This is a genomic window from Halalkalibacter oceani (assembly GCF_023715605.1).
In the GTDB taxonomy this organism is placed as follows: domain Bacteria; phylum Bacillota; class Bacilli; order Bacillales; family Bacillaceae_D; genus Halalkalibacter; species Halalkalibacter oceani.
The window spans coordinates 105,546-118,284 of sequence record NZ_JAMBOL010000006.1; the positions used below are offsets into that span (position 1 = coordinate 105,546).

14 protein-coding genes are annotated in these 12,739 nt (G+C 46.9%); all 14 read left to right on the forward strand.

The window, feature by feature from the left end; all coding sequences use genetic code 11:
* Positions 1–194: 194 nt before the first annotated feature.
* Positions 195–2,468 carry a S8 family serine peptidase gene (locus M3202_RS22340; RefSeq protein ID WP_285890354.1) on the forward strand — a complete coding sequence of 758 codons (2,274 nt, stop codon included), beginning with the start codon at positions 195–197 and terminating at the stop codon, positions 2,466–2,468.
* Positions 2,469–2,677: 209 nt separating this feature from the next.
* Positions 2,678–2,908: an AtpZ/AtpI family protein gene (locus M3202_RS09275; protein WP_251223069.1), complete on the forward strand. Its 231-nt coding sequence runs from the start codon at positions 2,678–2,680 to the stop codon at positions 2,906–2,908.
* Entirely contained in the window at positions 2,905–3,294 is a 390-nt protein-coding gene (locus M3202_RS09280; RefSeq protein ID WP_251223070.1) for an ATP synthase subunit I, read from the forward strand. The genes M3202_RS09275 and M3202_RS09280 overlap by 4 nt, the downstream gene beginning before the upstream one ends.
* Positions 3,295–3,299: 5 nt before the next feature.
* Positions 3,300–4,013, forward strand: a complete 714-nt coding sequence (gene atpB / locus M3202_RS09285; RefSeq protein WP_251223071.1) for a F0F1 ATP synthase subunit A — start codon at positions 3,300–3,302, stop codon at positions 4,011–4,013.
* A 78-nt stretch (positions 4,014–4,091) separates the two neighbouring features.
* Positions 4,092–4,304, forward strand: coding sequence for a F0F1 ATP synthase subunit C (gene atpE, locus M3202_RS09290; RefSeq protein WP_285890361.1), 213 nt, complete (start codon positions 4,092–4,094; stop codon positions 4,302–4,304).
* A gap of 166 nt (positions 4,305–4,470) precedes the next feature.
* Positions 4,471–4,959 (forward strand): F0F1 ATP synthase subunit B, encoded by a 489-nt coding sequence (gene atpF, locus M3202_RS09295; RefSeq protein WP_251223073.1) that lies wholly within the window; start codon positions 4,471–4,473, stop codon positions 4,957–4,959.
* Entirely contained in the window at positions 4,956–5,504 is a 549-nt protein-coding gene (locus M3202_RS09300; protein WP_251223074.1) for a F0F1 ATP synthase subunit delta, read from the forward strand. Before atpF ends, M3202_RS09300 begins: the two co-directional genes overlap by 4 nt.
* A 22-nt stretch (positions 5,505–5,526) precedes the next feature.
* Positions 5,527–7,038, forward strand: coding sequence for a F0F1 ATP synthase subunit alpha (gene atpA / locus M3202_RS09305; protein WP_251223075.1), 1,512 nt, complete (start codon positions 5,527–5,529; stop codon positions 7,036–7,038).
* A gap of 33 nt (positions 7,039–7,071) precedes the next feature.
* The gene (gene atpG, locus M3202_RS09310) at positions 7,072–7,929 is read left to right on the forward strand and encodes an ATP synthase F1 subunit gamma (protein ID WP_251223076.1); all 858 of its coding nucleotides are present in this window, start codon (positions 7,072–7,074) and stop codon (positions 7,927–7,929) included.
* A gap of 137 nt (positions 7,930–8,066) precedes the next feature.
* Positions 8,067–9,479, forward strand: coding sequence for a F0F1 ATP synthase subunit beta (atpD, locus tag M3202_RS09315; protein WP_251223077.1), 1,413 nt, complete (start codon positions 8,067–8,069; stop codon positions 9,477–9,479).
* A 96-nt stretch (positions 9,480–9,575) separates the two neighbouring features.
* Positions 9,576–9,977 carry a F0F1 ATP synthase subunit epsilon gene (locus tag M3202_RS09320; protein ID WP_251223078.1) on the forward strand — a complete coding sequence of 134 codons (402 nt, stop codon included), beginning with the start codon at positions 9,576–9,578 and terminating at the stop codon, positions 9,975–9,977.
* A gap of 278 nt (positions 9,978–10,255) precedes the next feature.
* On the forward strand, positions 10,256–10,492 hold the full coding sequence (locus tag M3202_RS09325) for a DUF1146 family protein (protein ID WP_251192869.1): 237 nt from the start codon (positions 10,256–10,258) through the stop codon (positions 10,490–10,492).
* 96 nt (positions 10,493–10,588) lie between these two features.
* A complete protein-coding gene (locus M3202_RS09330; protein ID WP_251223079.1) occupies positions 10,589–11,347 on the forward strand; it encodes a YwmB family TATA-box binding protein in 759 nt (252 codons plus the stop codon).
* Between the two features lie 41 nt (positions 11,348–11,388).
* On the forward strand, positions 11,389–12,714 hold the full coding sequence (gene murA / locus M3202_RS09335) for a UDP-N-acetylglucosamine 1-carboxyvinyltransferase (protein ID WP_251223080.1): 1,326 nt from the start codon (positions 11,389–11,391) through the stop codon (positions 12,712–12,714).
* Positions 12,715–12,739 lie beyond the last annotated feature (25 nt).

A 12,739-nucleotide genomic window follows, 5' to 3' on the forward strand; every position in this document is an offset into this window, starting at 1 on the left:
GATGATTCGAGGCGGGGCGTCGGCTTCGCGCGTTACGCGGATGGCTGAAAGAACCCCGCTTTCAGCTACCCTTAAACGATTGTAACGGCTCCGCACGCCGCTTCTAAGAAAAGCCGCAACGCTTTTTTCTTATACATGGATTTCAATGTCTTGCTCATACTACATAACATATGCAGGAAAGAAAGGGGATTCGTATGAGTAAGGTATTGAGCTGGCTTTGGGCTGGTGTTGTCATTTGTGTACTTGGCTTAAATGGAGCACAAGCTGCTGGCTACCCAGGCTTTCCAGCGGCAGAGAAAGTAATCGTTATTGTAACAGCCGCGGAGGATGTTGATCATGCAGCTGCTGAAGTGATGGCCCAATGTTCAACCTGTGAAATAAGAAAGACTTTTTCTGAAGTGTTGAACGGGTTCTCGGTCGAGGTTCTTGAAAGTGAAGTCGAGCTGCTGCGGCAAATCAACGAAATTGAACGCGTTGATCCGGTCGTTCAATACGAGGCGGAGCTGGATGGCAGCGTGCCGTTTATCGGCGGTGATCAGGTGCGGGGGTCGCTCGATCGCAATGGGGATCGTTTGACCGGAAAAGGGATCAAGGTTGCTGTCATTGATACAGGAATTGACTACCGTCATCCTGATTTAAAGCGAAATTATAAAGGCGGCTACGATGTCGTCGATTATGATAATGACCCGATGGAGACGATTTCCTCTCAGGGAGCTCCGACGCTGCACGGCACGCATGTCGCCGGCATTATCGCGGCCAATGGGCAGGTGAAGGGTGTAGCGCCCGAAGCCGAAATTTATGCTTACCGCGCGCTTGGTCCGGGAGGCCAGGGGACAACGGAGCAAGTAATTGAAGCGATTGAAAAAGCGGTCGCTGATGGTGTTGATGTCATTAATCTTTCCCTGGGAAATACCGTGAATGGACCGGACTGGCCGACAAGCGTGGCGCTTGATAAGGCGGTCGAGGCCGGGATCGTCGCGGTAACCTCGAATGGCAACAGTGGACCGAATATGTGGACGGTCGGTTCGCCCGGCACTTCAACGAAAGCGATCTCCGTCGGCGCTTCGGCTCCACCGATTCAAACCCCTTATGTGACGGTGGCGGGGCAGGAGCGGGAAGTCACGCTTTATCCACTAGGAGGAACGCTTCCGTGGGAATTAAAGCGGGATGCCCCGATGGTTGATGTCGGATATGGATTAGAAGAAGATTGGAAAAATAGCGACGTTCAAGGGAAGATTGCCTTAATCAAACGAGGGATGATCCCTTTCGCGGAAAAAGCGCAGGCCGCTTTGGCGGCGGGTGCAAAAGCGGCGATTATTTACAATAATCTTCCGGGCGACTTTGTCGGCGTCACACAGGTTGGCGTCAAGCTGCCGGTTGTCAGCATTTCAAAGGAAGATGGAGAATGGTTGAAAGAGCAGGTGGAGAAAGAAGGAGACTCTCTACACATCCGGACGATTTACCGCCATGAGGAGGATTTTATCGCGCCGTTCAGTTCAAGGGGGCCGGTCACCCAGACATGGGAGGTGAAGCCGGACCTGGTCGCGCCGGGAGTGGCGATTGACAGCACTGTCCCGAACGGCTACCTCGGGTTGAACGGGACGAGCATGTCGGCTCCGCATGTGGCTGGAGCGGCAGCTCTCGTGAAGCAGGCCCACCCTGACTGGACGCCGGAGCAAATCAAGGCGGCATTAATGAACAGTGCAAAAAAACTCGTCACAAAGGAGGGAGAGCCTTATTTGCCGTATGAACAGGGAGCCGGACGTCTTCAGGTCGACAAGGCGGTTGAAACGACGACGCTTGCTTACCCCGGCGCGTTAACGTTCGGAAAATGGTCGAAAGATGATCCGCGTGAAAAGCGCCAGGTCAGTTTTACCGTTGAAAACGTCGGCAGACGGACAAACACCTATCACATTAATCCGCCATTTGAAGCGCCTGACGGGTTGCAGTGGGAGGTCCCTTATGCGGTAACGCTTGCCCCCGGAGAAAAGGAAGAGGTGACGATTCAGCTTGATCTTTTTCCAGCTGTACTTGAAGAGGGCATTCATCACGGGGACATTGTTGTGGAAGGCGGCGAAGAGGACATTGTTGTGCCGTATGTCTTTTTTATTGAGGAGCCTGATTATCCGCGCGTCATGGCCTTCAGCTTTGCGCCGGGAGATGCGCCGGGAGAATACCGCTACGAGCTGTATTTGCCGGGAGGAGCCGAAGAGGTCGGCATCGCCCTTTATGATCCGGATACGTTCGAGTTTATCCGTTTCCTTGACGTCAAGCACAATGTCGGACGTGGCATGACGGGAGGGGAATGGAAGGAGCTTGATCTGGAAGACGGAACCTATAAAGCGCTCGTCTACGCCAAGCAGGATGGTAAGGAAGACACGATTGAAGCTCTGATTACGGTGGGGGAATATCCTCCCCCTGAAAAACAGGGTACAGAGGCCCAATTTAGACCTGCTTTACCAAACTAATGTAATAAAGCAGGTCTTGTGGCTGTTGTTTTTGACAGATGTGTGAACGCAAAAAAGAAGTGGGATAATCTCTATTGATTTAATAGTAAAACACATTGACATGAGGTTATCCCTATTGTAAGATTACAAAGGATAAAATGGTAAGGGTTACAGTACATAGGGTAGGTTCGTTCTTTAAAAGAGCTTAAAGGTTTTGAGGGGGCAAGCTGATGCCTGATCATAAACGCAGCCCATGGAGAGCTATGGTGCTTGTTTCTATAATATCCTCTTATATTGTAGGCGGCGTAATAGGTGGAGTTTTTTTGGGCATATGGCTGGATTCCAAATTTAGTACACAACCTTTATTCCTGATTAGTTTCCTTCTATTAGGGCTTGCAACTGGACTTTATGGAACTTATCGCACAATCCAGCCTTTTTTAGGAGACGATGCTAAGAAATGATACTGTTCGAAGAGAAAATGAAGCATTATTCAGTTGTTGTTGCGTTGATTGGAATAAGTACACTTCTCATCTTCCTACTAACTCCGTTACAAAGCTATTCCCTTGGTTTTTTTATTGGCCTTACCTTTGGTTTCATCAATCTTTGGACAATCTATTATAAGACAAAAATTGTTGGACGTGCTGCAAATGTAAAAAATAAATCCGCCTTCTCATTCATCTGGGCAGGTTCAGGGTTTGTCGTACGGACAGCAATAGCCTTGTGTGCCGTTTGGCTGGCGATTGCCTATCCTGCGTATATTCATCTCCTTTCAGTCATTACAGGGTTTTCCCTGATCTATATAATTTTACTTATTGACATGATTATCCAATTTATAAGAAAGAGGTGAAAGATATGGATCATGAAGCTCCGATTCGAACTTATTTCGGATTAGATTTTAATATGTCGACTGTCCTAATGACAACGGTCGCCTGCATAATTGTTTTTCTTATCTGTTTCATTGGAACACGCCGCTTGTCAATGCGTCCGTCAGGTCTGCAGAACTTCCTGGAATGGATGATTGATTTTGTCAGAGGCATTATTAAGGCTAACATGGATTGGAAAGTCGGGGGACAGTTTATCGCACTGGCCTTTACCTTGTTATTCTACACCTTCGTCGCCAACATGCTTGGGATGCCGTTTGAGCTTTATAACCCTTCAACGCATGAAGTATGGTGGAAATCGCCTACCTCTGACCCGGTATTAACGTTGACGATGGCGGTACTAGTTGTCGTACTGACTCATTACTACGGGATCAAAATCAGAGGACTCGGGGAGTATTTGAAAGATTATATCCGCCCGGTTCCATTTTTGCTGCCGTTCAAAATCATTGAAGAGTTTGCAAATACGTTAACGCTCGGCATGCGTCTGTTTGGTAACGTTTATGCGAAGGAAATCCTGATGGTGTTACTCGTAACGGTGGGGACATCAAGCTTGTTTGGGGTTTTCGGGGCGTTTTTACCGCTTATGGCTTGGCAGGCATTCGGTATTTTTATCGGATCGATCCAGGCGTATATTTTTGCCATGCTCGCCATGGTTTATATGGCTCACAAAGTTGAGCATCATTAAGTGAACACCGTCCTTTTTTCGGACATTGTATAAATTTACTATTTCATAAATTACTAAGGAGGAAGTTAGATTATGTCTATGTCTTTATTAGCAGCTGGTATTGCAGCAGGTTTAGCAGCAATTGGTGGAGGGATTGCCGTAGCACTTATCGTAGCCGCAACGATTCAAGGGGTAACACGTCAACCTGAACTTCGCGGAACTCTACAAACACTTATGTTCATTGGTGTACCACTTGCCGAAGCCGTGCCGATCATCGCGATCGTTATTTCTTTCCTATTATTGTTCCAATAATAATGAGGATCGTACAAGCTCTCATAAGCAAAATGGCGATAGCGTTCAAGCGAACCTTCGCCATTCCTTATGTGGCTTGTTGTCAATGTCAAACGTAACTTATCACAGGAAGTATTCATAGAGATTATCCTTTTTAATCTTCATAACGAAGAAAGGAGTGAATGAAGTGGATTCAATCAACTGGGGATCAGCGCTTTATCAGCTAGTAGCATTCGTAGCATTGCTGCTATTATTAAATAAATTTGCTCTTAAGCCGCTTATGGGCATCATGGAAAAACGTGAGCAGCTTGTCAATGAACAAATTGATTCTGCTGAAAAGACTCGTAAAGAAGCAGATGCTTTTATTAATGAACAGCGCAAGGAGCTAGAAAAGGCTCGTGTTGAGGCGCAGCAGATTATTGAGCAGGCGAAGAAGCTGAGCGAGCAGCAGGCTCAGGATATTATCCAGCAGGCGAGAGAAAATGCTGAGCGCGTCAAGGACTCTGCTCTTGCAGAAATCCAACGTGAAAAAGAACAAGCCGTTGCTTCTCTTCGTGAACAGGTGGCAAGCCTTTCCGTTTTAATTGCGACAAAAGTAATTGAAAAGGAACTCGATGCGAAGGAGCAGGAGAAACTTGTGCAGGAGTATCTTAAAGAGGTAGGCGAGGAGCTATGAGCAATCAAATAGCAGCCAATCGCTATGCACAAGCCCTATTTGAGCTTGCACAGGAAAAGAACATTCTTCAAACAGTGAGCAGTGAACTGGAACTGGCGAAGAGAGTGTATGAATCAACGCCTGAACTTGGACGGGTTTTAAATCATCCGAAGATCAGCGATGCACAAAAGAGAGAATTCATTCAGAAGAGCTTTGGAGATGCAATAAGCGAAACGAGCTTACATACGTTCTTTCTCCTTATTGACCGGAAGCGGATTGATATTCTCGTACCAATGATTACAACATTTCAAGCCTTGGCTTATGAGGCTCAAAATATGGCGGAAGCCGTTGTTTATTCAGCCAAGCCGCTGACGGAGCAGGATGAGCAGCAGGTGGCTAACGTATTTGCAGGCAAGGTAGGCAAAGCCAATCTTGTCGTGAAGAATATTGTCAATCAGGATTTGATTGGCGGCATTAAGGTCCGCATCGGGGACCGTATTTTTGACGGTAGTGTTAAAGCACAGCTTGACCGTATCGAGCGCGAGCTTAGTACCGGAACACGCTAGTAGAAGATAGGGGTGAATGAATATGAGCATCAAACCAGAGGAAATTAGCTCTCTTATAAAGCAGCAGATTGAAAACTTTCAATCTGAAGTTCAAGTACAAGAGGTAGGTACGGTTATCCGTGTTGGTGATGGTATCGCTCTTGCTCATGGCCTTGAAAATGTTATGGCCGGTGAGCTGCTTGAATTCTCAAACGGGGTAATGGGGATGGCTCAGAACCTTGAGGAGAACAGTGTCGGGATTATTATCCTTGGACCTTACAAGGAAATTCGTGAAGGTGACGAAGTAAAACGTACTGGTCGCATCATGGAAGTTCCGGTAGGGGAAGAATTATTAGGACGTGTTGTCAATCCATTAGGACAGCCGATTGACGGACTTGGCCCAATCGCGACATCAAAGACTCGTCCAATTGAAAGCAAAGCACCAGGTGTTATGGATCGTAAATCCGTACATGAGCCACTTCAAACAGGAATCAAGGCGATTGATACAATGATTCCAATCGGTCGTGGGCAACGTGAATTGATTATCGGTGACCGTCAAACGGGTAAAACAGCGATTGCGATTGACACAATTTTGAATCAAAAAGATGAAGACATGATTTGTATTTATGTCGCCATCGGTCAAAAGGAATCAACGGTTTCCGGCGTTGTGGAAACATTGCGTCAGCGCGGTGCACTTGATTATACGATCATTGTATCGGCGGGTGCTTCTGATCCGGCTCCTTTGCTCTTCCTCGCACCATATGCAGGGGTTTCGATGGGTGAAGAGTTCATGTACAACGGCAAACATGTTCTTGTGATCTATGATGACTTGACGAAGCAGGCATCTGCTTATCGTGAGCTCTCATTATTGCTGCGTCGTCCTCCAGGTCGTGAAGCATTCCCAGGGGATGTGTTCTACTTACACTCCCGTTTACTTGAACGTGCTGCAAAGCTCAGTGATGCCAAGGGTGGCGGCTCGATTACAGCGCTTCCTTTCATTGAGACACAAGCAGGTGACGTTTCAGCATACATTCCAACAAACGTTATTTCGATTACAGACGGACAGATTTTCCTTCAATCCGACCTTTTCTATTCCGGTGTACGTCCAGCGGTTAACGCCGGTCTATCGGTTTCCCGGGTAGGGGGTTCAGCGCAAATTAAAGCGATGAAGAAAGTTTCCGGTACGTTGCGTCTTGACCTCGCTGCTTACCGTGAGCTTGAAGCATTTGCTCAATTTGGTTCTGATTTGGACCGCGCAACACAGGCGAAGCTGAACCGTGGGCAACGTACGGTTGAAATTTTGAAGCAGGATCTTCACCAGCCTTTACCGGTTGAAAAGCAAGTTGCAAGTATTTATGCGTTAACAAAAGGATTCTTGGATGATATTCCACTTCAGGATGTACGCCGCTTCGAAGCGGAATTGCTTACATTCCTTGAACATAATAAGAAAGAGCTGCTTGAAGGTATTCGTACTACAGGCAACCTGCCTGACGATGCAGAGTTCAAAGCGGCGATCGAAGAGTTCAAAAAAGGGTTTAACGTATCAAGCAACTAATGCTTGGAACCTTCAAAAAGGTGGTGAAATAAAATGGCTTCATTGCGAGATATAAAAGCACGGATTACGTCAACGAAGAAGACGAAGCAGATTACGAAGGCGATGCAAATGGTATCGGCTGCCAAGTTAAACCGCGCGCAAAACAATGCGCAGTCTTTTCTGCCTTATACAGAAAAAATCCGTGAAGTGGTGGCGAGTATTGCCGCTTCTGGAACTCAGGTCTCTCACCCGATGCTGGAAGAACGTCCGGTAAAAAAGACAGGCTATGTGGTGATTACTTCTGACCGCGGGTTAGCGGGCGGCTATAATGCCAGTCTGATTCGTGAGCTTATGGAAACGATCAAGCAACGCCACTCCTCAACCGATGAATATGCGATTGTGGTGATGGGGCGTATCGGACGTGATTTGTTTAAAAAGCGTAACCTGCCGATCGTTCAGGAAATTGTCGGGCTGGCCGATCAGCCTGAGTTTCACGACATCAAAACGATTGCCAAAAATACGGTTGATATGTTCTCAGATGGCGTATTTGATGAATTATATCTTTGGTACAACCACTTTGTCAGTCCGATTACGCAAGATGTGACTGAGAAGAAGCTTTTACCGTTAACGGATTTGGCTGAAACGGCTGCTACGAGCACATATGAATATGAACCGTCTGAGCAGGCCATTTTAGAGCGCCTGTTGCCGCAATATGCTGAGAGCTTGATTTTCGGCGCCTTACTTGATGCGAAAGCGAGTGAGTTCGGCGCGCGGATGACAGCGATGAGCGCAGCAACAGACAATGCGACATCTCTTATCGATGAGTTGACATTATCCTATAACCGTGCGCGTCAAGCGGCGATTACGCAGGAAATCACCGAGATCGTCGGCGGCGCGGCGGCGCTTGAATAAAGATCGGATGACGGCGGCGTCTTTTCGGGGAGGCGCTGCTAACTGACAAACAGAGAAATGCCTGTCTCTTAACGGAGTAGACATGATTGATTGAACGATAACAGCTGAATATAGTTATATAGGAGGGATAGGAAAACATGAATACAGGTCGTATTACACAAGTAATGGGTCCGGTTGTCGATGTGAAGTTCGATGACGGCCAGCTGCCTGAAATCAACAATGCATTAGTGGTCCGTCAATCGGCCTCTGGACAAAATGCTGTTGATGTCAATGTTACCCTTGAAGTAGCGTTACATCTTGGGGACAATTCAGTTCGTACGGTAGCGATGGATTCTACAGACGGTCTTGTACGTGGTACAGCCGCTGTTGATACAGGTGCGCCAATCTCAGTACCGGTTGGTGAAGTAACGCTTGGTCGGGTTTTCAATGTTCTTGGAGAAACAATTGACCTTGATGAGCCGATTCCTGCAGATGCGAAGCGTGATCCGATTCACCGTGAGTCACCAAAATTTGAAGAGCTTTCTACAACAACGGAAATCCTTGAAACAGGGATCAAAGTTGTTGACTTGCTTGCCCCATACATCAAAGGTGGTAAAATCGGTCTCTTCGGTGGAGCCGGTGTAGGGAAAACAGTTCTTATCCAGGAATTAATTAATAACATCGCTCAAGAGCACGGCGGTATTTCTGTATTTGCCGGTGTTGGAGAGCGTACGCGTGAAGGGAATGACCTTTACCATGAAATGACGGATTCCGGCGTTATTAAGAAAACGGCGATGGTTTTCGGACAAATGAACGAGCCTCCTGGTGCACGTATGCGTGTTGCCCTTTCAGGCTTGACGATGGCTGAGCATTTCCGTGATCGCGACGGACAGGACGTTCTTCTGTTCATCGATAACATCTTCCGCTTTACACAAGCCGGTTCTGAGGTTTCGGCTTTACTTGGCCGTATGCCTTCTGCCGTTGGTTACCAGCCGACACTTGCTACGGAAATGGGTCAGTTGCAAGAACGGATTACGTCAACAAAAGTTGGTTCCGTTACATCAATTCAAGCGATTTATGTACCAGCCGATGACTATACCGATCCAGCGCCGGCAACTACGTTTGCCCACTTGGATGCAACAACAAACCTTGAGCGTAAGCTGTCTGAGATGGGGATTTATCCAGCTGTGGACCCGCTTGCTTCAACATCACGTGCGCTTTCTCCAGAGATTGTCGGTGAAGAACATTACAACGTAGCGCGTCAGGTTCAATCTACGCTTCAAAAGTATAAAGAACTACAGGATATCATTGCGATTCTTGGTATGGACGAGTTATCTGAAGAAGATAAGCTTGTCGTTCAACGTGCTCGTCGTATTCAATTCTTCCTGTCTCAGAACTTCCACGTCGCTGAGCAGTTCACTGGACAGCCAGGTTCTTACGTGCCGGTAAAAGAGACAATTAAAGGATTTAAAGAAATTCTCGAAGGAAAGTATGATGATCTTCCTGAAGATGCGTTCCGTCTTGTCGGACGAATTGAGGAAGTTGTTGAAAAAGCAAAAGAAATGGCTTAATCCCCTTTGATCCGGCCTGCATTGCGTAATGCGCGGCCGCTCAGGTAATAAGCTTTACTTTTCAAACCCGGGATTGCTAGTAGGGAGGGTCTACACATGTCGACGATTCATGTAAATGTTGTTACTCCTGATGGCAAGGTGTATGACGGCGATGTCGAAATGGTCAGTGTTCGTACAGTAGAGGGCGAACTCGGTATCTTACCTCGACATATTCCGTTGGTTGCTCCATTAACAGTAGGAGCAGTACGCTTAAAAAAAGGCTCTACTGTTGAAAAAGTAGCTGTGAGTGGCGGATTTGTAGAAGTTCGTCCCGACCAGGTAACAATTTTAGCAGAGGCTGCTGAGTTGCCTTCAGGGATTGATGTGGAACGTGCACGTCAAGCGAAAGAGCGTGCAGAAAAACGGATTCATTCAACTCAAAATGATGCCGTGGATTTTAAACGGGCTGAACTCGCTTTAAAGCGTGCCGTCAACCGTTTGGATGTAGCAGGCAAATAAAAGAAAAAAGACCGATCCAAATTGGATCGGTCTTTTTTTGTCGCAGTCAGCCAGGGCGGATCATCCCCGGCTGACGTGAAACGTGCGTGCTATTCCCCTTCGTTAAACAATATGTCGCTTTTTGTGAGCAAATGTTGAACAATATCAAAAAAAATAGGTCCGAACAACCACGAAGAAAACTTGTTTTAGCAGTAGATTTTTTTAGAAATATCCGGTACTATGGAGGGTGGATTGCTTTATATCCAGCAGGAAGATCAAAGCAAAAAGGAGTAATGACAGTGCTAGAAGGATTTGGTCAACAAGCAGTCATACATATTGTCGTCAATATCTTTTTTTTAGCTGCTACATGGTGGGCATTACAATCCTTTCGATTTGATCTTTTTGTAAAGGATCCGGAAGGGCCAAAGGCGAAGGCGCTGGTTATCCTTATCACGATAGCCATTGCTCACCTTGTCAGCCAGTTTTTCCTCGACTATTTAAATTCTTCCCTGATGCTGAGGTATTTATGGGAATAATGATGTCGAGCGATGACTACAACTTCCATGTATGGATCACTCCCCAATGGTCAAAATGAGTAGTAATTAGACTTTCTCGGGGGAGGAGAAAAGCATATGGCGTTTTGGAGATGGGTTGTCATTGGTTTTGTTTTATCTGCATGGGGGTATATGCATGTACAGAGCTCGGAGGCATATGACGCATCTATTGAGCCGCTTACGGAGCTGCTTCAATTTGCGGAAGATGAGCAGCTTGCTGTCAATGAGTGGCAGGTTCGTGTGCGCGAGGATCAGCTTGGAAGTGTATCGAAACAAGCGTTCATCGCGAAAACACAATCGTTGGAAAAGAAGCTATCCGGCTGGGAAAAAGAATCCCTTTCTCTCGAAGGTTCGGAATGGAAGGCTCTTTTTACATATCATGACCCAAATCAGCAGATGACGGAGTCTGTGCAGCTCTTCGCTTACCAAGACGGTCAGGCAGATCAGCATACTGCTTTACTAACGTATGCGGTCAAGGGAACAAGCAATCCTGGTGAAGATCTGGAAAGCCATCAGAATCTGGTGGAACAAAGAATTCAGCAGCTTGGTCTCGCACAATCTGATGTATATGTTCAAATTCAAGCTTACGATCACAACGACAGAAATGTATCAAACAAACAATTGGCACGAACATGGGTAACAAAGCTTGGCGCAAAAAAGGTTGAAGCTCTTGATGAAGAGAGTTTTGTTTCACTGTCAGCGTATAACCCCGATTGGCCAACAGGAATTGTAACAAATGAACTTGAAATGAATGTCCAGCTCGCGATCCGGGAACAAGGATTGGGCGCGAGAACTACAGTAACATTAGGAACGCCTATTATTACCACTGAATATTGATGATAGAGAAGAGAATATATTTAGACGCGGAGGGGAATACGTTGGAGAAAATTATTGTCCGGGGTGGCAATCAGCTGCACGGCAAAATCAAGGTAGAAGGCGCAAAGAATGCTGTACTCCCTGTAATTGCTGCCTCGATTTTGGCTGAGCGTGGCACTAGCCACATTTATGATGTGCCATCATTGGCAGATGTATACACGATGAGAGAAGTATTACGCAATTTAAATATTGAGGTCGAATATGAAAATAGAAGCTTCCGGGTTAATGCAGAAGGCGTCCTGAAAACAGAAGCTCCATTTGAATATGTACGGAAAATGAGAGCGTCGTTTCTTGTGATGGGGCCATTATTGGCGCGTATCGGGAAAGCGCGAATCGCCCTGCCAGGTGGATGTGCGATCGGTTCCCGTCCAATTGACCAGCACCTGAAAGGCTTTGAGGCGATGGGAGCAAAGGTCGAAATTGGAAAAGGCTTTATTGAGGCCCAGGTTGATGGACGTTTGCAAGGCGCAAAGATCTATCTCGACTTCCCAAGTGTCGGCGCAACGGAAAATATTATGATGGCTGCGACGATGGCTGAAGGAACGACGATTATTGAAAATGCCGCGGAAGAGCCGGAAATTGTCTGTTTAGCGAACTATTTAAACGCGATGGGGGCGAAAGTCCGTGGTGCCGGAACGGGTATCATTCGCGTGGAAGGTGTCGAGGGATTGCAGGGAGCGGAACATACTGTCATTCCTGACCGAATTGAAGCAGGTACGTTTATGGTGGCAGCGGCGATCACAAAGGGCGACCTCGTTGTGGAAGGGGCTGTAGCTGAGCACCTTCGGCCGCTTATTGCCAAAATGGAGGAAATGGGCGTCACGATTACGGAAGTTGAGAATGGATTGCGTGTCATTGGTCCGGAAACATTAAAGCCGGTCGATATTAAAACAATGCCTCATCCTGGATTCCCCACTGATATGCAGGCGCAAATGATGGCGCTGCTCTTGCAGGCTGACGGCACGAGTGTCATTACGGAGACCGTGTTTGAAAACCGTTATATGCATGTGGAAGAGTTTCGTCGCATGAACAGCAACATTAAAATTGAAGGCCGCTCAGCGATTATTACAGGACCGAATCAACTTCAGGGCGCTGAAGTTGCGGCGACGGACTTACGAGCGGGAGCAGCCCTTATTTTAGCCGGCCTTGTGGCGGAAGGCGTCACTCGGGTTACTGAATTACAACATATTGACAGAGGATATGTCAACCTTGCTGCCAAGCTGCAATCGATTGGAGCAGATGTGGACCGGATCGAGGAAGTCGTTGAGACTGGAATCGAAGACATGGAAGCTCCGGCATCATTACGACTTAATACGAATTTTGTTTAAGCCAAAAAGTCTCAAAAGGGAATTG